24 protein-coding genes are annotated in these 20015 nt (G+C 42.5%); 10 read left to right on the forward strand and 14 right to left on the reverse strand.

What is annotated here, in order from left to right:
• Positions 1-130 precede the first annotated feature (130 nt).
• Positions 131-265 (forward strand): YqzM family protein, encoded by a 135-nt coding sequence (locus tag ERJ70_RS11715; protein WP_026569888.1) that lies wholly within the window; start codon positions 131-133, stop codon positions 263-265.
• Positions 266-377: 112 nt separating this feature from the next.
• On the opposite strand, the gene ERJ70_RS11720 is transcribed toward ERJ70_RS11715, so the two are convergent.
• From ERJ70_RS11720 to ERJ70_RS11730, 3 genes are all read right to left on the reverse strand, one after another.
• Positions 378-2666 (reverse strand): DNA internalization-related competence protein ComEC/Rec2, encoded by a 2289-nt coding sequence (locus ERJ70_RS11720; RefSeq protein WP_209365049.1) that lies wholly within the window; start codon positions 2664-2666, stop codon positions 378-380.
• A 30-nt stretch (positions 2667-2696) separates the two neighbouring features.
• Positions 2697-3260 carry a ComE operon protein 2 gene (locus tag ERJ70_RS11725; protein ID WP_209365050.1) on the reverse strand — a complete coding sequence of 188 codons (564 nt, stop codon included), beginning with the start codon at positions 3258-3260 and terminating at the stop codon, positions 2697-2699.
• 64 nt (positions 3261-3324) lie between these two features.
• Positions 3325-3939: a helix-hairpin-helix domain-containing protein gene (locus tag ERJ70_RS11730; RefSeq protein WP_209365051.1), complete on the reverse strand. Its 615-nt coding sequence runs from the start codon at positions 3937-3939 to the stop codon at positions 3325-3327.
• Between the two features lie 87 nt (positions 3940-4026).
• Between ERJ70_RS11730 and comER the strand changes: the two genes are divergently transcribed.
• Positions 4027-4851, forward strand: coding sequence for a late competence protein ComER (gene comER / locus ERJ70_RS11735; RefSeq protein WP_209365052.1), 825 nt, complete (start codon positions 4027-4029; stop codon positions 4849-4851).
• Positions 4852-5643: 792 nt separating this feature from the next.
• Here the strand turns inward: comER and ERJ70_RS11740 are convergent.
• From ERJ70_RS11740 to ERJ70_RS11775, 8 genes are read right to left on the reverse strand one after another with little or no spacing between them, the layout of a single operon-like run.
• Complete coding sequence (locus ERJ70_RS11740; protein WP_209365053.1) at positions 5644-6399, reverse strand: class I SAM-dependent DNA methyltransferase; 756 nt, start codon at positions 6397-6399, stop codon at positions 5644-5646.
• Positions 6399-6746: a ribosome silencing factor gene (gene rsfS, locus ERJ70_RS11745; protein WP_209365054.1), complete on the reverse strand. Its 348-nt coding sequence runs from the start codon at positions 6744-6746 to the stop codon at positions 6399-6401. The genes ERJ70_RS11740 and rsfS overlap by 1 nt, the downstream gene beginning before the upstream one ends.
• Entirely contained in the window at positions 6739-7332 is a 594-nt protein-coding gene (yqeK, locus tag ERJ70_RS11750) for a bis(5'-nucleosyl)-tetraphosphatase (symmetrical) YqeK (protein ID WP_209365055.1), read from the reverse strand. Before yqeK ends, rsfS begins: the two co-directional genes overlap by 8 nt.
• Positions 7319-7888 (reverse strand): nicotinate-nucleotide adenylyltransferase, encoded by a 570-nt coding sequence (locus ERJ70_RS11755; protein WP_209365056.1) that lies wholly within the window; start codon positions 7886-7888, stop codon positions 7319-7321. The genes yqeK and ERJ70_RS11755 overlap by 14 nt, the downstream gene beginning before the upstream one ends.
• A gap of 11 nt (positions 7889-7899) precedes the next feature.
• Entirely contained in the window at positions 7900-8190 is a 291-nt protein-coding gene (yhbY, locus tag ERJ70_RS11760) for a ribosome assembly RNA-binding protein YhbY (RefSeq protein WP_209365057.1), read from the reverse strand.
• Positions 8177-9031: a shikimate dehydrogenase gene (aroE, locus tag ERJ70_RS11765; RefSeq protein WP_209365058.1), complete on the reverse strand. Its 855-nt coding sequence runs from the start codon at positions 9029-9031 to the stop codon at positions 8177-8179. Before aroE ends, yhbY begins: the two co-directional genes overlap by 14 nt.
• A gap of 10 nt (positions 9032-9041) precedes the next feature.
• Positions 9042-10142 (reverse strand): ribosome biogenesis GTPase YqeH, encoded by a 1101-nt coding sequence (gene yqeH / locus ERJ70_RS11770; RefSeq protein ID WP_209365059.1) that lies wholly within the window; start codon positions 10140-10142, stop codon positions 9042-9044.
• A 1-nt stretch (position 10143) separates the two neighbouring features.
• Positions 10144-10662 carry a YqeG family HAD IIIA-type phosphatase gene (locus ERJ70_RS11775; protein ID WP_209369338.1) on the reverse strand — a complete coding sequence of 173 codons (519 nt, stop codon included), beginning with the start codon at positions 10660-10662 and terminating at the stop codon, positions 10144-10146.
• Between the two features lie 397 nt (positions 10663-11059).
• On the opposite strand from ERJ70_RS11775, the gene ERJ70_RS11780 reads away from it, so the two are divergent.
• The 8 genes from ERJ70_RS11780 (at position 11060) to sigK (ending at position 18025) form a co-directional block, all read left to right on the forward strand.
• The gene (locus ERJ70_RS11780) at positions 11060-11200 is read left to right on the forward strand and encodes a sporulation histidine kinase inhibitor Sda (protein WP_026569877.1); all 141 of its coding nucleotides are present in this window, start codon (positions 11060-11062) and stop codon (positions 11198-11200) included.
• 283 nt (positions 11201-11483) lie between these two features.
• Positions 11484-13814 carry a Na+/H+ antiporter subunit A gene (locus tag ERJ70_RS11785; protein WP_209365060.1) on the forward strand — a complete coding sequence of 777 codons (2331 nt, stop codon included), beginning with the start codon at positions 11484-11486 and terminating at the stop codon, positions 13812-13814.
• 1 nt (position 13815) lies between these two features.
• On the forward strand, positions 13816-14154 hold the full coding sequence (locus ERJ70_RS11790; protein WP_209365061.1) for a Na(+)/H(+) antiporter subunit C: 339 nt from the start codon (positions 13816-13818) through the stop codon (positions 14152-14154).
• Positions 14147-15628 (forward strand): Na+/H+ antiporter subunit D, encoded by a 1482-nt coding sequence (locus tag ERJ70_RS11795; RefSeq protein ID WP_209365062.1) that lies wholly within the window; start codon positions 14147-14149, stop codon positions 15626-15628. The genes ERJ70_RS11790 and ERJ70_RS11795 overlap by 8 nt, the downstream gene beginning before the upstream one ends.
• Before the next feature lie 6 nt (positions 15629-15634).
• Positions 15635-16111 carry a Na+/H+ antiporter subunit E gene (locus ERJ70_RS11800; RefSeq protein ID WP_074600942.1) on the forward strand — a complete coding sequence of 159 codons (477 nt, stop codon included), beginning with the start codon at positions 15635-15637 and terminating at the stop codon, positions 16109-16111.
• 85 nt (positions 16112-16196) lie between these two features.
• On the forward strand, positions 16197-16418 hold the full coding sequence (locus tag ERJ70_RS11805) for a monovalent cation/H+ antiporter complex subunit F (RefSeq protein WP_371068787.1): 222 nt from the start codon (positions 16197-16199) through the stop codon (positions 16416-16418).
• A complete protein-coding gene (gene mnhG, locus ERJ70_RS11810) occupies positions 16399-16782 on the forward strand; it encodes a monovalent cation/H(+) antiporter subunit G (RefSeq protein WP_074600940.1) in 384 nt (127 codons plus the stop codon). The genes ERJ70_RS11805 and mnhG overlap by 20 nt, the downstream gene beginning before the upstream one ends.
• A gap of 538 nt (positions 16783-17320) precedes the next feature.
• Positions 17321-18025, forward strand: coding sequence for an RNA polymerase sporulation sigma factor SigK (gene sigK / locus ERJ70_RS11815; RefSeq protein WP_209365064.1), 705 nt, complete (start codon positions 17321-17323; stop codon positions 18023-18025).
• 199 nt (positions 18026-18224) lie between these two features.
• On the opposite strand, the gene ERJ70_RS11820 is transcribed toward sigK, so the two are convergent.
• The 3 genes from ERJ70_RS11820 to ERJ70_RS11830 form a co-directional block, all read right to left on the reverse strand.
• On the reverse strand, positions 18225-18464 hold the full coding sequence (locus ERJ70_RS11820) for a YrhC family protein (RefSeq protein WP_209365065.1): 240 nt from the start codon (positions 18462-18464) through the stop codon (positions 18225-18227).
• A gap of 96 nt (positions 18465-18560) precedes the next feature.
• Complete coding sequence (mtnN, locus tag ERJ70_RS11825) at positions 18561-19253, reverse strand: 5'-methylthioadenosine/S-adenosylhomocysteine nucleosidase (RefSeq protein ID WP_209365066.1); 693 nt, start codon at positions 19251-19253, stop codon at positions 18561-18563.
• Positions 19254-19283: 30 nt separating this feature from the next.
• Positions 19284-19979 (reverse strand): YrrS family protein, encoded by a 696-nt coding sequence (locus tag ERJ70_RS11830; protein WP_209365067.1) that lies wholly within the window; start codon positions 19977-19979, stop codon positions 19284-19286.
• Positions 19980-20015 lie beyond the last annotated feature (36 nt).

Here is a 20015-nt window from a genome sequence, read left to right on the forward strand (position 1 = left end):
GTTTATCTTTATATATGGGTGTTAAGTCTTGCTAACAAAGGTAAGTACATTTAAACAAGTTAAATTACAATCAAAAGTGGATTTTTTAGCGGGAATGTCTTATACTAAAATTGTTATAGGAGGGGTTAATGTGAACGAATTCGAAAGAGATGTCCAATCCAAAAATAATGATGTTATTGATTCTGGCAAAGGATTTATTTTCTCATTCCTTTTCTTTTTCATCATTTTCTTCATTGGTGTCTTTGCAAAAGTGATCGGATCCTGAATAAGTATGGTACGCAAGGAAAGAGACTGTTTGACGCAGTCTCTTTTTTTAATTGTTGACCGTTCATGTACTGATTTATTCGTGATGGATTGCTTCCGACTACATGATCATTCTATGGAAGAAAGGAATAAAATGTTCCATCTTGGCCGAAAAATGAGTACCACACCGCGCCATGTTGATCTGTGCGCATAACAGAAATTTCTGCTTCCCTCAGTTTTTCAAGTACTTCCTGGTGAGGATGGCCGTAACGATTTGATCTTCCCACTGATACCAAGGCCGCTTTCGGCTTTACTTGCTGCAGGATATCTGCCGAAGTGGACGTTTTACTTCCGTGATGCGCTATTTTCAAGACGTCAATATCCAGCTTCGGATAAGCGTTGATCACAGCCTTTTCTATGTTTTTTCCAATGTCTCCGGTGAACAACCAGCGTTTTCCTCCAATTTCCGAAAATATTACCATAGAATTGTCATTCGGATCTCCGCTATCTCGGGACGGGGACAGTATAAAGAACACTTTCCCGCCGACAGTAAGGGATTGACCGGCATCTAATTGAATAATCCGGGTATTCTTCTGTAGCAATACGGCTTTCTGTTGTGGATTAAATTGATAATAAGGGCTGGTGAACAACTTTTTCACTTCAAAATCGCGGAGCAAATAAGAAGCACTTCCGTCATGATCCAAGTCTCCGTGGGACAAAAACAGTCCATTTATGGTAGTAATACCCCTATAGTATAAGTATGGCTTGATTATTTGCTTATAGACTTTGTCTGTCGGTGCATGAAAATCGGCCGATGCTGCCCCGGCAGCATCGATCAATACCACTCCCTTTCGTTGCGGAAGTTCAATGACAAAACAATCTCCTTGCCCGACGTCCAGCATGGTCACTTTTCCGTGAGGACTCAAAAAAGGGGCAAGCGATAGTGCTACAAGTAAAGATACCAACGCCACACCATATAGAAGCGCCTGAAAACGTCTTTCAGCAGTCAGTTTTGCCATAAACATAATCAGCAATAAAAAGTATGGTACATACATGAAGGTAGGAAAATCACCGATAACCCAAGAAGAATCAAAATTTTGGTCAACTTTCTCCACTAACAGTAGCATCACATGATGAACGCTGAAAAAAACGTTATCAATGAAATCAGCAAGAGGCGTTATAAGTAGGACAGAAAACTGCAAAGTCAGGAGACAAGGCATCACAAATACGGTGAAGTAAGGTACGACAATCAGATTTATCATAACTGATAGTGGTTGAAAAAAATAAAAGGTGTCCAGTTGGATGGGGAGAATCGTGAGCTGGGCGATGAGACTTACAGACAAGCTAAGGTAAAGCCAGGAATACGGTTTGGAAAAAAACTTTTTGGAGAGGATTAAACCAAAAGTAACAAGATAGGAGAATTGAAAACCTGTTTGCATAATCAGTTGGGAATTCCCGATCATTAACCCTAGGAAAATAAGGCTGAGACAATCCGTCAGCGAGAGATTTAAATTTAGCTTTTTGCAGATTACCAAGAGGACGGCCAATAAACTCGCACGCCAAACGGAAGGAGCTTCCCCGGCCAAAACAGCATAAAGAGGCAGGATAGCAATTAAGCAAGATTGAATGTTCTCTATCGTCCACCATCCGGTTTTTACAGTAATATAATAAATAATCGCCATCAGCAAGCCGACATGCAATCCCGAAATCGCTAACAAATGATTAATCCCCCATTTCTGAAACCTATCTAATTGCTCTTCCGGAAGCTGCGTATCATCACCAATTAAAAGCGCATTAAGCCAGGAAGCGGAAAAAGGACTTAAATGGGAATTATTAATATTCAGGATTGAGGCGCGAATTTGATCGAGGTAATGCAGAAAAGAGGAACCTTTACATTGGATGTTGTCAATAGAAGGGAGAATCATTTGATAGGAAATCCCCTTGGATTTTAAGTAGTCTCGGAAACTAAATTCCCCTGGGTTGGAAGCCTGCTGGGGAAGTTCAAGTCGACCTTTAATATGACAATCAGCTCCTCTTCGCAAATGTTCGGAAGTTGCCCCGCCAGGCTCTTCCTTTTCTTTGTTATTATAATAAGTGACTAAAGTCTTTATCCCATTTGTTCTGTCTTTTAAAGTGAATTCAGTTTTTTCAGGGGTGTTTTGAATGGAGCCGATGATTTTCCCTTGAATTATTTCGGGGTCAGATGAAGTAGAGGGAGAAGGTTGATTAGTAAAAACAAACCATCCACTAAACAAGACAAGTGAGGAGAATGCAAATAGCGCATGCTTGCCGGTCAATCTTTTTCGTAAATAGAGCAGGGAAATCCAAAGGAGAAAAAAGAATGCAATGATCAATTTATGATGGAAAACGGAAAGGGAACTCGCCAGCATTGCAAAGGCGATTAGATGCCAATTCCCTTTCATCGCTTCCTCCTCCACTCTTTGTTAACAAGGCTACACACGGAATAATTGCTCTGCTTCCTGCTTAAAGGCAGAAAGTTCCTGCTCACCTTTTCCCGCTTCTTCCAGCTTGTCCAATAATTGATCCACATATTGCTTTTTCTCCTGTATACGGACATCCACTGCAACCTCTTCCAGCTTCACTTTTTCTGTTTGTACTCCTGCATCTTGGAAAAGTTCGATCGCATAAGGGTGATTTTTGTAATCCGCAGCATAATAGACCTTGCGGATTCCGCTCTGGATAATCGATTTGCAGCATTGGAGACAAGGAAAATGAGTCACATACAACTCAGCTCCCTCTGTGGCAACCCCAAACTTCGCACATTGCAAGAGTGCATTTATTTCCGCATGGACGGTCCTAACACAGTGTCCGTCTATTACATAACAGCCTTCATCTATGCAGTGGACACTCCCTGATACACTTCCGTTATAGCCCCCCGCAATAATCCGCTTGTCTCGAACAATGGTAGCCCCCACCATCAACCTCTGACAAGTACTGCGCAGTGCAAGTAGATGGCTTTGAGCCATAAAATATTGGTTCCAGGATATTCTTTCCAAATTCATTACCACCTTAACCACAGTTTCATTTAGTTTAACCCCAGCATTTTTTCTCGTCAATACTCTATGGAACTTGGATAGAGGAAGCGATTTTTTCCAGTGTCTTCTCCCCGATTCCAGCTACTTCAAGCAGCTCCTCTAACTGCTGATAACCGCCATTTTCATCGCGATACTGTATAATTGCATCTGCTTTGGATGGGCCGATTCCCGGCAGCTTTGTCAATTCTTCTGCATCGGCAGTGTTCACGCGGATTTTGCTATTCCCCTGTACAGCTTCACCAGCGGAATTCTCACCTTGTTCGCCTTGGGCGGGAACCATAATTACTTGTTCGTCCTGCACTTTCTGCGCTAAATTTACCGCGTTCGAATCCGCTTCTTCAAGAAACCCTCCTGCCAATTCAATTGCGTCTCTTACCCTTTTGTCAGCAGATATAGCATAAACACCCGGATGTTTCACTTCTCCTTTAATATCTACATATACTTCTCCTTTCTCAATTTGATTTAATGGATCTCTATTTTGTTCAGCTTCCGTCCCAGAAGAGCCAAGCATTTCTTCCGGCAGGGATAGAGTATTTCCTTCTTCAGCTGTCAAGGGTTCACTAAGTAAGTAAATAGCAGACATAACGAGCACCCCGATCATTATCAATATGATTCGAATGTGTTTTTTCACTATTTCCATCTTATTTTTCCTCCTTGTTAACAGGTTTCATAGGACAGCCTATTTGCTCATACAATAGATTGGTAAAACATGCAGGGAGTTGATGAAATGAAATGGGGAATTATTGGGACGGGGAATATGGGGCAAATCCTTATTCATGCATGGATGTCCTCAGGAGTTATCGAGCCGGATCAGCTTTATATAAACAACCGAACCATCAGCAAAGCCCAAGCTATACAGACAGTTTATCCAGGGGTTCATGTCTTAGAGGACAAAAATGAACTGGCAGCTGTCGCAGATATCCTTTTCATTTGTGCAAGACCGACGGAAATTTATCCGCTTCTTGCCGAGATTCATGATAGACTGACCAGCGAACAGTGCCTTGTATCGATTACAAGCCCCTATTCTGTTCAGCGATTGGAACAACTAGTCCCCTGTCAGGTCGTCCGGATGATTCCAAGCATCACGAATCGGGCTCTATCCGGAACAACTCTGTTCAGTTTTGGCGAATCGGTAACAAAAGAGATGAAAGGATACTTACTCCAAAGCAGCAAGCTATTTTCCAAACCGCAGGCCATTGAAGAAAAAGTGACACGAATAGCATCCGACATCGTTTCATGTGGTCCTGCCTTCTTCAGTTACTTGGCACAGGAATTCATCGAAGCAGCTTGCCGTGATACCAGTATCAGCAAGCAAGAGGCAACAAGTTTAATGGAAAACATGCTGATCGGGTACGGGAAATTACTGGAAGAAGGGCATTACAGCCTCCCACGACTCGTTGAAAAGGTGTGCGTCAAGGGGGGCGTTACAGGAGAAGGGATCAAAGCGCTGGAAGGAGAAGCAGGCCGTTTATTTAGCGGCTTAATTAGCAGGACACACGCAAAATACCGCGAGGACATCGAAAAAATAAGTTATCAAATGCTAGAGGGTTAATAATAGATTCGACAGACTTTGCGAAAATCCTTTTTTCAAACAAAAAAATTCTTGAGTAAAATATTCTTGTTAAGCGACGTAATCGATAGAAACTACGACATAGTTTGAATGCGTCTTCCTAACTTCCTACTTTTATTGAGTTGGAGTTCGGCGCTGCGGAAATACCCTGCGCTTTCCGCGGGCGACTGGTGAGCTTCCTCGAGCTAACGCTCTGCGGGATCTCACCGATGCCTTCTTTCCACAGGACAAGTGTTTTCGGTGGGACGAGTAATCGCAGTCCCAAGGAAGGCTGCTGCAGCGATGCATCGCACGAAGATCCACTTGGTAAAGCGGTTTTCTTTACCAAGTTAGCTGAAGCCGTGCCCGCGGAAAGCGAAATATGCTACCGAAGCGGTGGTTACCACTCTTTTTGAATAGGCAATGGAACTTCTCATCACAGTTACTGCGCAGTTTATATTTATTGCTCATAACAAAAGTCCCTTAGAAAACACCATCAGAAAGAACAAAAGCGCAAGCGCCTGTTTAAAGGAGTACAGGCTAAAGCCGCCACGTCCTGTGGCAACGCCTGCATGACCCACATCGTTTGGGCCTCCGACAAGCTTAAGAACAGCCTCGGCGTGGCGCTTTTTGCCACACAGAGGGTGGGCTTAAGACCTCGAGGGGGTAGGCGCTAGAGCTGGACTTGGCTGTTTCAGCCAATAATGATCCACAGTCAGTTAAATTTATCATTTCCTATATAAAAACAAAAGCTTGTAGAAAAACCTAACGTTCTTCTACAAGCTAAGAAGAAGGTTAAACCTCCCTCTTCTTTTCACACACAAAGAAAATCCGTTCTGCCGGCGATTCCCCAAGCGGCTCATCAGAAAAATCCCCGTATACTCCCTTGACATGGAATCCCGTTTCTCTTAGCAGCTCTCTATACTGATTTATCGAAAAAGTCCGTTGATGGTGCTGTTCGTCAAACCGTTGATAACGTTGATCTGCTTCTTGAATGAAGAACGTCAAATCGTGGAAAACTTCGCCCTGATTTTCCCCTGGCTGGCATAGCCAAACATACGATATATCATCATATATTTCAGCGAATGTCTCTCCCTTCATATCATGCTCGATATGTTCAATCGAGTGGACATCAAATAAAAACAATCCTTCGGGAATTAATATTCGATTCACATTGGCAAAGGCTTCACGTAAAGACTGTTCGTCCGTAATGTAATTGATCACATCACAAAAACTGACGGCTGCATCAAACTGAGAAAAACCACTCAATTCTGTTATATCTGCATGGTACCACTGAATTTGTTGGCCTGTTTCTTCAGCTGCACGCTTGGCATAAGCAAGCATTTCTTCTGAATTGTCTATGCCTGTCATTCGGTAGCCGGCATTGGCCAGACGCCTGGTGATTTGGCCGGTACCGCAGCCTAAGTCAGCAACTTTGCCTATGGTTTTGGCATAGCTTTCAAACTTTTTTTCGGCAAAGGCTGTCCACTCTTCATATGGGGCATCTTCCATCAATATATCGTAAACTAACGCAAGCTGGACATAGGACATTAATTAATTCCTGTTTCCACTAATGGTGCGTCTCCCCATAAACGCTCCAAATTATAATAGCTTCTTTCTTCTTTATGGAAGATATGACATACCACATCTTCTAAATCGACCAGAATCCACCTTGCTTGATCAAATCCTTCCAATCGTTTCACTGTCAGTTCCTTTTCTTCTGCCGTTTCCTTTATAGCTCTGGCAATTGCCTGAACCTGCCGTTCATTGCTCCCCTCACAAATGAGAAAATAGTCTGCGATCAGCGAGACATCCTTCATATCCAATAAGACAATATCTTCGCCCCTTTTATCCTCGCATGCTTTTGCCGCTAACTGTGCCAATTGTTTGCTATCCATTAATTGCTTCCCTCCATTTATTATCCTCCATCATCTTCGTTAAATCATTATATGCATGAAAAGTATCCGGATAAATCCGTTGGTTTTTGCTCACTAAATAACGAATGGTATTTTTGGAAACCATCCAACAGGCGTAGTCTAAATTTTCCTCGGCCGCTTTTCGTACATCATCGACACCTGGAAAATCTCGACCAGGTTCCATATAATCGGCCAAAAAGACCAGCTTCTCCAAATGGTTCATGCCAGCTTTGCCTGTCGTATGCCAACGAATCGGGCTCAAAACATCTTTGTCCTGGATGCCAACTTCCCGCTGGACAAGTAAAGCACCAACAGGGCCATGCCACAATTCATGATGGTATTCCAACAAGTCTTTAGGCAGGGGTTCATGGATAATCCAGCTGCGCATTTCCTCTCGATCCCGATATTTGGCATAATCATGGAAAATCGCTGCAAGCTCTATCGTTTTTAAGTTGCCCCCATATCGGTTCGCCAATTCCAATGCGGTATCCGTAACTCGGACAGTATGCTCGAACCGTGCTTTTGTTAGATACGGCTCAACGATGGCCAGCGCTTCACTCCGCTCCATATAAACGATACTCCTTTATTTTGTTAATCACTTTATCCGGCACCAAATACTTCACAGAATGTTTTGCCGAAATTCTGTCCCGTACTAAAGTAGATGAAACATCTATGCCGGGAATTTCGACTTCCATAACTGGATAGGCAGTATCGAGTCGGTAGTCGGAACGTTTCACTCCTACAAAATGAACCATTCCTGCCAACTCCTTGATTTGGTGCCACTTAGACAAGTATTCCACCATATCGGCTCCAATGATAAAATAAAAATCCGTTTCAGGCTCGCGTTCCCGCAATAACCGTATGGTGTCAATCGTGTAGGACTTCCCTTCCCGCTCTAATTCAATCGGTTCAACACGAAAATGAGTATTATCCTCTATAGCGGTCTCAACCATCTCCAAACGGATCGCCGCATTTGTTCCAGAATGCTGCTTATGCGGCGGCAAATTAGAGGGAATAAACCACACTTCATCAAGCTGTAATGCCTGATATACTTCCTCGGCAATCAGCAAATGGCCCAAATGAGGGGGGTCAAATGTGCCCCCTAACAAACCAATTTTTTTCATGACAAACTCCTTTAGGGCAGTACAATTTGTTTATTCTCTTCTGATTCCTTATATAGTACGATAATGTTTCCGATTATTTGTACAATTTCCGCCTCGGTTCCTTCTGCAAGCTCCTCGGCAACATTCCCTTTATCTTCCATACAATTTTGCAGGATGCTGACTTTGATCAGTTCCCGTTTTTCCAAGGCTTCACCCACCTGGGTTATCATATTCTCATTAACACCTGTCTTGCCAACTTGAAAAATAGGATTCAGGTGATGAGCCTGAGATCGTAAATAACGTTTTTGCTTACCTGTTAACATATCCATTTCCTCGCAATCTTTGTTCTAGTTGTTCCACCAATGATTCCATCTGAGGATGTGCGCCTGTCCAAATTTCAAAAGCATATTGGGCTTGATAGAGCAGCATCGTATGGCCGTGGTGCGTCTTGGCCCCAAGGTTTGCAGCTTCCCTCAGCAGCTTTGTATTCAATGGTTTATAAACAATATCACTAACCACTGTATGTGGCTTTACCTTATTTAATGAGATGACCTGTTCATCGTGATTAGGAGACATCCCGACAGATGTAGTTTGTACAATCAAATCAAAGTTATCGAGCGCCGCTTCCGCTTCAGAAAAGGAAAGGATCTCTGTCTCTGTATGTAAATCCTGCAAGTCAAGCAGGCCCTCTGCTTTGGACTTAGTTCTGTTGGCAATACTGATTCCTTGTATTCCCTGTTTTACAAGTGCACGATAAATCCCGCGAGCGGCTCCCCCCGCTCCCAGTATAAGAGCCTTTTTCTCTTGCTGAAATACATTAGGATAAGCCTCCGCAAGGGACCGCACATAACCGATGCCATCGGTATTATACCCTTTCAGCCTGCCTTTATCGTTAACAACCGTATTAACTGCACCGATTCTATAAGCATCTGAATCCACTTCATCTAAATACGACATGATTGCTTGCTTATGCGGTACAGTCACATTGAATCCGGAAATATCCGCTCTTTTCAATTCTTCTAAGCGTTTCTCCAGTTGGTGCGGCTCAGTCTCAAATAGTTGATAAGACCCCTGGATGCTAGTGTTCTCCATGAATTTTTGATGGATGAACGGTGACAAAGAATGTTGAACCGGATAGCCAATCAATCCCAGCTTAAATTCCATTATTCTCCCCCTATATCAAAGAAGGTCTGATCGATACGGTTACGCCTTTCGGGCTGTATACGGTAACCGTAACGTCACCCTCCGGTAGTGTGATCCAGCCTAGCCCTGGAAACACAACATCCGTTTTCCCTTCCGTTATTTTTATGCTTTTCTTCTCGAGCGGAGGGAGTGATTCAGTCGACGCTTCACTAGGTGGTGACAACAATTCACCGAGATGGCGCTGGTAAAGATCGTCCGCGTTTTCCAGTTTGGTACGATGGATGTTCAATTGATTCGCGAAATAACAGACAAAAGATTTTCTTCCTCCCTTAGTAAAGTCAACTCGGGCAAGCCCGCCAAAATAGAGCGTCTGCTGTTCATTCAATTGAAAAACACGCGGTTTTATCTCTTTTCCAGGCGTGATTGCTTTCACATCCTCTTCGGATAGATAGTGGGCCATCTGTTTTCTGTTTATGACTCCCGGTGTGTCATACAACGAACTATCGTCATCCAGTGGAATATCAATAAAACCGAGAGTAGTTCCAGGAAAATAGGAAGTGGTAATAGCATCACTGATTCCACTGGTCCGCTTGATCAATTTGTTGATCAGCGTCGACTTCCCTACATTCGTGCTGCCGACGATATACACATCTTTTCCTTCCCGGTACGTTTCGATTGCGGATTCCAGTTCATCAAAACCGAGCCCTTTTTCTGCAGAAACCAACATAACATCCTTTACCGGAAGGCCCTCTTCCTTTGCCGAATGCTGCAGCCATTGCTTCAGTTTATTTTTGTTCGTAGACTTTGGAAGTAAATCTACTTTATTTCCCGCAAGCAGTATGGGATTATTTCCAGTGAGCCGCTGCAGGCTGCTGATGAAACTGCCATTGAAATCGAAAATGTCGACCACCTGTACTATTAGCGCGTCGGTATTGCGAATTTCACTGATCATTTTCAAAAAATCATCGTCTGTAAGTGATACATCTTGCACTTCATTATAATGCTTTAAACGGAAGCAGCGTTTGCAAATTACAACGTCCTTCTCCAAAGCCGACTTTGGCGCATATCCCGGCTTCTGTTCTTCTTCCGTTTGAATAGGTGCTCCGCACCCTTGACAGATTAACTCTTCCATCTCACTCTTCCTCCCAAGTAATCATCCCTTTTTTTCTCATCCAACTTAAAATCCGCCTTTCAATTTTCCGATTGATTCTTGTCAACGCACCATCTGTTTTAACAATCGGCACAACCAGGATGGTATAAAAACCAGCACTGTTGCCGCCCAACACATCAGTCATGATTTGATCTCCGACAACAACAATTTCATCCTTATCTAATTCCATCTGTTTGGTAGCTTTTTTGAAGGCTTGGCTCAGAGGTTTTCTCGCACCATAAACAAACGGGGTGTTTAATGGTTCTGAAAATAATTTTACTCTTTCTTCTTTATTATTTGAAATGATTGTAATTTTGATTTCGTGTTTTTCCATCAGCTGAAACCAGGCGATGATTTCCGGTGTAGCCATGGCTACATCCCAAGCCACCAACGTATTGTCAAGATCTGTTATAATCCCTTTTATTCCGCGGGCTTTCAGATCATCTGGATGGATTTCAAATACGCTTTTCACGTGTTCGTTTGGCAAAAATCTCTTTAAGATCAACTGCTAGTCACCTCATTTTATGTATAACCGTTCTAAACACTCCTTACTCATGATATACATTTTATCTTCTGGATTCAAAAGAAATTTTTCAAGCGGTTCATTTCTTTTCCATCTTGACATATATGGTTGATATCGGCAAAAAATGAATCTTTCTTTCGACAAATTCCCCCACATTTTACTCTGTGGATAACTTTATTAACATCCTACTCCCCGTCAAATCAAATGATTCTCCCAAAATAAACAGTTTATTAACAAGTTATATACACCCAACTGTTAATAACTTACAACTTGTCCAACCCATTCTTTCATGGTAAAGTATTAATAACTTCAAGACAGACATTCATTCCTTGAAAATGTATTGATGGGAAACTTCCAATACAGGAGGAGCAGCCTTATGGAACATTTATCGGACGAATTGTTAATAGAATCCTATCACAAAGCGAATGAACTGAATTTAAGCAACGAATTCATTCATTTAATAGAAGCAGAAATTCAAAGAAGGTCGCTAACTCACGAAATTAAATACTCCAGCTGAATGCTTCCGTTTTCTGTTTGGATTAAATGGATGGTTTACTGAAAATTGTCAAACTCTTGTCATGTTTTCTCATGGCAGGGGTTTTTTATTTTCGCTAAAATGAGTTTATGGACGTTTTTGCATGTTCCCCACTCGTCCATGAATGCATTTAGTTGAATATTACACCTTGTTCTGATTAAAATGAGAGGTAAGTGTGCACTTATCCCGCACTCCCATCGGCATAATTATCATCTGATTACCCTTCCCCTGTGAATGAGATCAATTAAAGGAGGACCATTATTAAATGCTATTCGCAGTTTTATTACCACTTATCTTGACACTTCTTATTCCTTTCTTGAGTAAGTTCAAAGATAAAATCCACACAGGAATTTTTGTCTTTTTCATACCTCTGGGAATATTCATTTTTTTTGTTCGTTTTATCGGAGAGGGTTTTTCTCCGAAACTGGAAAGCTACCCTTGGATTCCTTCCATGGGAATTTCGCTTGATTTCTACCTGGATGGATTGAGTTTATTATTCGTGCTTTTGATCAGTGGAATTGGTGCATTGGTCACTTTGTACTCCATCTTTTACTTACATAAATCGGAAAAACTGGCACACTTCTATGTGTACCTTTTACTATTCATGACCGCAATGCTCGGGGTTGTATTATCAGATAATGTATATGTTCTTTATACGTTTTGGGAATTGACCTCCATTTCATCCTTTTTATTGATTGGGTATTGGAACCATCGGGAAGGCTCCAGATACGGGGCTATGAAGTCAATGCTGATCACTGTATTCGGAGGTCTGAGCATGCTCGGTGCCTTCATGCTTTTACATGTAACAACCGGTGTCACAAGTGTACAGCAGATGATTGGCAGTGTAGATATGATTCTTTCGAGCGACTACCTGCCGCTGATATTGACTTTGCTTTTATTGGGCGCTTTCACTAAGTCGGCTCAATTTCCTTTTCATATCTGGCTTCCGGACGCCATGGAAGCACCGACACCTGTCAGTGCTTATCTTCACTCTGCTACAATGGTGAAAGCAGGTATTTTTCTTGTCGCTCGATTCTCTCCGATTTTCCATGGATATGAATGGTTCTTTATTATCGTGAGTGGGATTGGCATCATCACGTTATGCTGGGCTTCCTACATGGCAGTCAGACAGACTGATTTGAAAGGAATTCTTGCTTTCTCGACAGTCAGCCAGTTAGGTATGATCATGGCGATGCTGGGGTTTGGCACAGAGGCCGCTGTTTTTGCAGCTGTCTTTCATATTTTGAACCATGCCACTTTCAAAGGAAGCTTGTTTATGATCGCCGGCATTATCGACCACGAATCCGGATCACGGGATATTCGCAAACTAGGTGGGCTGATGACGCTAATGCCTATTTCCGCGACGCTTGCCCTGTTTGCTTCGCTATCAATGGCCGGAGTACCACTTCCATTTCTCAATGGGTTCTACAGTAAGGAGCTTTTCTTTGAAAACTCCCTTCATATTGGAGATACCACGTTGTTGATTGCGTCCATCATGAAACAGGCAATTCCTTATCTTGCGGTGTTCGGGAGTATCTTTACATTTGTTTATTCGATGTATTTCTTGTTCGGAACCTTTACTGGAAAACAGAAATTGGAGCAACTACCCAAAAAACCACATGAGGCACCTATCGGCATGCTGATCGCCCCTGCGATTCTTGTATTCGGGGTTATTTTTATCGGACTGTTTCCGAATTTGTTCAATGAGACATTTCTCGCCCACGCAGCCGAGGCAATCAGCGGGGTGGAAACCCATGAGCATATCGTTTATTGGCATGGATTGAAAACGGCATTCTACATGTCTTTAATTGTAGTAGCCTTTGGTACAATCCTATATCTATTCCGTGAAAAGTGGTGGAATATTTACAAGTCTATACCAGGTAATCTGAGTTTTAACAGAGTTTATAATGGCACATTGAAAGGGTTAGACGTTTACACCGCAAAGCTGACCAAGGGCTATATGAATGGATCGCTGCGCAGGTACACTGCTCTGATCATTTCAACTATTTTCGTTGTAACAGGACTAGTGATGGCCGGAACGAACGGTTTCACCTTCAAAACGGATGATCTTGCACCTATCACACTCCCAGAAATCCTTGTAGGAATTATGGTGATAGCTGGTGCAGTTGGTACTATTCTCGCCAAAAATAATGTAGCAGCCATTATCATTCTTGGCGTATCAGGGTATGGGCAGGCATTATTGTTCGTCTTTTACCGGGCACCCGACCTGGCATTGACACAGTTGGTAATCGAAACCATTACAGTAGCCTTGTTGCTGTTGTGTTTCCATCATTTACCGCAGCTGAGCCGCAGAACGGAAAGAGCCGGCTTCCGTCTAACAAATGCAGTCATTGCGGTAGGATTTGGTACATTGATGACCTTGATTGGTATATCGGCACACAGTAGCAAATGGTTCGCTGCGATTTCCGACTACTTCCTGGAAACTTCGCATGATTTAGGCGGCGGAGACAACGTAGTGAATGTGATCCTCGTTGATATGCGTGGACTAGATACACTGTTTGAGATCACTGTCCTGGGTATCGCCGCGTTCAGCATCTACAGCTTGATCAAGCTGCGCAGCAAGGAGGGAAAATAAATTGGAAATTATCATGTCGGTGGTAGCTGGAATTTTATTTGCGGCCGGTATTTATAATTTGCTGCAAAAACAGCTGCTTCGAATTGTAATCGGTACGGTTATTCTTTCGAACGGAGCCCATTTGTTCATTCTGACGATGGGGAAATTGAAACGAGGCGCTCCGCCTGTATTGGAATATGGAATTAGTGACTATGCAGATCCTCTGCCTCAGGCCTTAATTCTGACCTCCATTGTCATCAGTTTCGGTCTGACCAGTCTGCTGCTGGTCCTTTCTTACCGGGCGGCACAAGAAAACAATACAGATAATATGGAAAAATTGAGGGGTAACCATGATGAGTAACTTAGCAGTACTTCCGATTATCATCCCGCTAGTTTCCGGGATTTTATTAGCATTCTTTCATACAAAGACACCGTTTGTACGCCATGCAGCAAAACTGTTGTCCGTGATGAGTACAGGTGTAGCCGCATATGTCTTTTACTACGTACTGCAGAACGGTACCGTGACATTGGAGACCGGAGGCTGGGAAGCTCCTTATGGGATTGTCCTGGTCGCTGACCTGCTGGCGGTCACCTTGGTTTTGACCACCAATGTCATCGGGCTTGCCTGCGTCTTTTATGCGCCTTACTCACTTACTGAGCAGAAGGAAAGGTACTACTTTTATACGTTTTTCTTCCTTTTGATTACAGGCGTTTCTGGCGCATTCCTGACAGGTGACTTGTTCAACTTGTTTGTATTTTTTGAAGTGCTGTTGATGGCTTCTTATGCGCTCATCACGCTGGGGGGAGAAAAAGTCCAGCTCCGTGAATCGATCAAGTATGTGCTAGTCAATCTATTTTCTTCGATTGTTTTTGTCACGACCGTCGCTTTTCTTTACTCTGTATTAGGAACTGTCAACATGGCACAAATGGCTGAAAGGGTGCAGGAAGTAGAGCAACAGGGAATTTTGACGACGATCGGCATCTTGCTGTTCTTTGTATTTGCGACGAAGGCAGCATTGTTTCCGCTCTATTATTGGCTGCCTAAGCCTTATACTGTTCCCAATCCTGTCGTCTCCGCAATGTTTGCTGCACTGTTGACAAAAGTTGGCGTTTACTCGATCATCCGCATGTTCACGCTAGTGTTCATTCACGACACGACTGTGACACATGAACTATTTATTTGGATAGCCGGCTTTACGTTGGTTTTCGGAGCAATTGGTGCTTTGTCAACAAACAACATCAAGCTGATTATCGCCTACAACATTATTCCTGCAGTCGGATTTATGGTGATGGGCATCGGAATCTATAACAAAACGGCGTTAAGCGGATCGGTCTATTATATGATAAGTGACATGATCATCAAAGCAGCATTATTTTTGTTGGCAGGTGCTGTCGCTCACATTGTCGGCACCTCGGATTTACGCAAAATGAAGGGGCTGATTCATCAGCTTCCCCTTCTCGGCTGGCTGTTGTTCATCTCCGCTTTTGTTCTGGCCGGTGTACCCCCGTTCAGCGGATTTATTGGCAAGTTAATGATCATGCAAGGTGGCTTCGCTGATGGAGAGGTAGCCATTGTTATCATTGGTTTATTGTCTAGTCTGTTAATTTTGTATTCGATTATGAAAATATTCGTCCGAGGTTTCTGGGGTGAAAAAGATGAAAACATCACGATCGACAGAAAAACCGCCAACGCATTGACTTGGCCGGTCGCTTTTCTGGTATTTTTCACTGTATTGCTCGGAATCGGAGCAGAAATGTTTTATCCGGTCGTAGATGAAATTTCGAATCAACTAATGAATCCGGAAATTTATATCGATTCTGTTTTTAAGGAGTAAACCTATATGCCTTTTCAAATTTTACTAAACATTTTGATCGCGGTAATGTGGATGTTCATGAGTGAAAGCTACACGTTCTCGACATTTTTTGGCGGTTATTTGATTGGTATCCTGCTCTTACTGGTCCTGCAGCGCTTCATCCCCGACGCATTTTATATGCAACGGGTAGTTAAAGTGTTGAAGTTAATGCTCTTGTTTACCAAAGAGTTGATCCTTTCCAATCTGCAGATTGTCAAGCTGGTTTACAAACCAAAGCTGGATATCACGCCAGGTATATTTGCATTGCCTACAGAACTGAAAAGTGATTGGGAAATCACGCTGCTAGCGAACCTGATTTCTCTCACTCCCGGAACACTGTCGATAGCTGTTTCCGACGATAACAGTTTGATTTATATTCACGCGATGCATATAGACGATACCCAGGAATCCATCCAGGAAATCAAGGACAGCTTTGAAAAAGCGATTATGGAGGTGACCAGATAATATGACGTCCACCGATTTTTACTATATTACAGAAGTTGTCACGTATATATGTTTAATAGCAACCTCTGTTTCGCTAATTCTGTTAATGATCCGCGCGATTAAAGGACCGACAAATCCGGATCGCGCTGTAGCCCTGGATGCGATCGGGATTAATTTAATGGCTCTTGTAGGTCTGATTGCCATATTGCTTGTCACTACAAAATTGAACGATATCGTATTGTTGATTGGTATCTTATTGTTTATCGGTACGATTGCATTGGCAAAATTCATAGAAAAGGGTGTTATCATTGACAGGGACGAGCGTTGATATCTTCATGGATATTCTGATTTCGATATGTTTGCTTGTTGGTACATTTTTCATTTTTTCGACATCCATCGGTTTGTTGCGCTTCCCTGATGTCTATACAAGAATGCATGCTGCTACGAAAGCATCGACACTGGGTATAGCCGGAATTATGATTGGAGCTTTTCTGTTTCTGTATGTCGAACACGGCATATTTAGCGGAAAGTTGATTTTAGGTTTGCTGTTTGTCCTTTTGACCGTCCCTGTATCAGGTCATATGATTTCCAGGGCGGCCCACCGCAGTGGCGTTAAACCATGGGGGGACAAAGTACGCGATGATTATACGGAAGCCATCCGAGCGAAAGAAAATCCAGATCATATGAAATAATAAAAATGACAAAATCAATACCTTGAGGAAATCATCAGCAGTACATAAAATGCTGATGATTTTTTCGTTTACCCGATTTCCAACAAAGGCTCGTTCTCCTGATTCGCCATAAATATAAACTACGACATAATACTGCTGTTTCTTCCTCCTAGTCTTAACAGAATGAGTGCTAATCCAACGCTGCGGAAAGCAGGGTATTTCCGCAGCGTCGAACTTCAACTCAACGAATGTAAGAAGTTAGGAAGACCAATTCAAACTATGTCGCAGTTTATAGCTATTGTGCAGTAGTCACTCTTCGCTTTTTCATTGCAGGATTATTCCATGAATTTTCCTATAGAACAATCGTCGCTTAACTACATATTAAATAATTATGACCCTGAATTGCTTTGGGAGCATGTTTGAAAATGCCCGCTTTTTACCCTGCATGGACTCAGAAGCAGATTAATAAATGTTTCACCGGCAGACAGGCACAATTTCCAACAACCGCACATAGAGTGAAGATATAGGCTATAGCCCACTCTAACGGAGGTGCTTGTTTTTGTCGGGTATATTAAGTGCGTTGGCATATCTCATCAAAGAAACACTGTTCTTTGTATCCTATGTTAAAAACCATGCTTTTCCTCAACCACTCTCTGCTAAAGAAGAAGCATTATATATTGAAAAAATGCAAGAGGGCGACCAGCACGCCAGAGATATGTTGATCGAACATAATTTGCGCTTGGTCGCGCACATAGTAAAAAAATTTGAAAATACCGGGGAAGACACGGAGGATTTGATTTCTATCGGTACAATCGGATTGATTAAAGGAATTGAAAGCTTTTCAGTTGGAAAGGGAACAAAGTTGGCCACTTACGCTGCAAGATGTATTGAAAACGAAATACTTATGCATTTACGAGCATTGAAGAAAACCAAAAAAGATGTGTCTCTCCATGATCCAATCGGCCAAGACAAAGAGGGAAATGAGATCAGTTTGATTGACATTTTGGAAGCAGAAAATGAAGATTTGATAGAATATATCCAATTGAATATGGAAGTGGAAAAAATCAAGGAATACCTTGGGATACTGGATGAGAGAGAAAAGGAAGTAGTGATCAATCGATATGGTCTAAATAATACCAAAGAATTAACACAGCGCGAAATTGCCAAGAAACTGAAAATTTCTCGAAGTTATGTTTCCAGAATAGAAAAACGTGCCCTAATGAAGGTCTTTCACGAGTATTACCGTAAAGAAAGAGGCACATAAAACAGAGAAAGAAGAGAGAATCGATATATAGGAAAAGCAAAAACTTCAGCCGATCCCCTAAGGCGAGTATCTTAATACAGCGATGGCGTCGATTCAATGCTCTTTTCGAAAATGTACCTTGATTACTCTAAGTAATCATTTATAAAAAACCGCATGGCATTGAATGACTTTCCAGTCGATAAATACCATGCGGTTTGTATTATTCCGTTAAACTATTTAACTCCCGTTGCCACTTTTTCAGCAAGACAGCAATCCAACCAGCAGCCACTACGGTTAGGACCAATATAGCCGGCAAAAGGCCGCCGTTATCCATCGGCTCAAGATAGTAATTAATAATCATCCCTAAATAGAAAAAAGCACTAAGCATCAACAGTGTCACCAAGAAACGACCAAAGTCTTCAATCCGCTCCTCGATGAGTTTAGCTTCCTGCTGCTTCATAAGCTGCTTTCCTCCTTCCTGTTGAACAAAGAGCGATTCTACTTGTACTATAACATAGAATCACACGTTTGCCAGGAAGGTAATTGATGGAAAAGCTCAGATTTTTTCTACGATATCGATGATCAAATTTGCGGCATTTGCAGCTGCTTTTTCTAAAAAAGCATCAAAGGATACGGAAGATTCCTTTCCTGCTATATCAGATAAAGACCGAATAACTACAAAAGGTATCTGATAATTGTAAGCAACCTGGGCAATCGCTGCTGCTTCCATTTCTGCCGCAATCATATCAGGAAACTTGTCCCTGGCAAATGCCACACGTTCTTCATCTTGCATAAATGAATCACTGGTAGCTATCAATCCCTTTTTCGTCTGAAGATCGTTCAGTCCTTTTGCTGCCTGGAGCGCTAATTCCACTAATTGTTCGTTCGCTTCATATTTAGGAGGCATTCCGGGAACCTGTCCATATTCATAATCGAAGGCAGTGACATCAACATCGTGATGCGTGACAGAAGTCGATATGACAATATCTCCCACCTCTAGCTCCTGATCAAATCCACCTGCTGTGCCGGTGTTAATGACATGAGTGGGCGCAAACCTTTCGTGTAAAATCGTTGCGGCCATTGCCGCATTTACTTTTCCTATGCCTGACTGAAGTAAAACCACCTCTCGATTTTTCAGTGTACCCTTCACAAACGTACACCCTGCTACCTTAATCGTATCGAGAACGTCCATTTTCCCCTTCAAAAGTTGTACTTCTTCATCCATTGCTCCGATAATGGCAATTGTCATAGTATGGTTCCTCCTGTAACGTTGTTCTTGTTATTGTTCAAAACGGTATTTTTGATCATTTTCTTTTAACACTTCCACCTTGGTTGGTTTCCAGCCCTCGTTTTCCACCCATGTTAGGTAAGTCCGGTATGTTTCCGTCTCATCACTATCGGAAACAGTAGCAATAACTTGCTGGTTGGCACTTCCTCTTTCGACCCACCAGACAATTCGATTGCTGCTTGGTAAATCTGTCGCCAATTCAATGGCTTCCATCATTTCTTCCCAATCCTGCGTACCTTCTTCAAACGTCGTTTCATGCGTCCCCTGCTGTTCCGTACCTACCGGTTTCCAATCTGCGGTGTAAGCTTCTTTTACATTGCTGTCTCCACTCGAATCAACTGTTTCTTTTTCTGCCTCTTGCCCCGTATCATTTTCAGTGGGTTCCGTTTCTTCTTCTTCTGTGTCACCAGTATCCGACTGATTTGTTTCATTCGTTCCGTCTTCATTTTCAATCTTGTCTTCTTCTCCCGTTTCCGTAGCAGAATCCTGCCCCTCTTCAGGTGATACTTCTTGGTTTTCGTTGTTATTTGTGGAATTATCTTCATCCCCACCGCCGAACAGAAAAAAACCAATCAAAACAAGGATCAGTATTCCGCCGGCAATCAAAAGGAAAGTTATCGCTTTTGTGCCTTTTCTTCTTTTTTCAAAACGATTCACCCTAGATGGTGAATGAAATTCATCTGACATGAAAGTACCTCCTTTTCCATCTATCTGCTATTATAC

It is taken from the genome of Sediminibacillus dalangtanensis, from assembly GCF_017792025.1.
Lineage (GTDB): Bacteria > Bacillota > Bacilli > Bacillales > Amphibacillaceae > Sediminibacillus > Sediminibacillus dalangtanensis.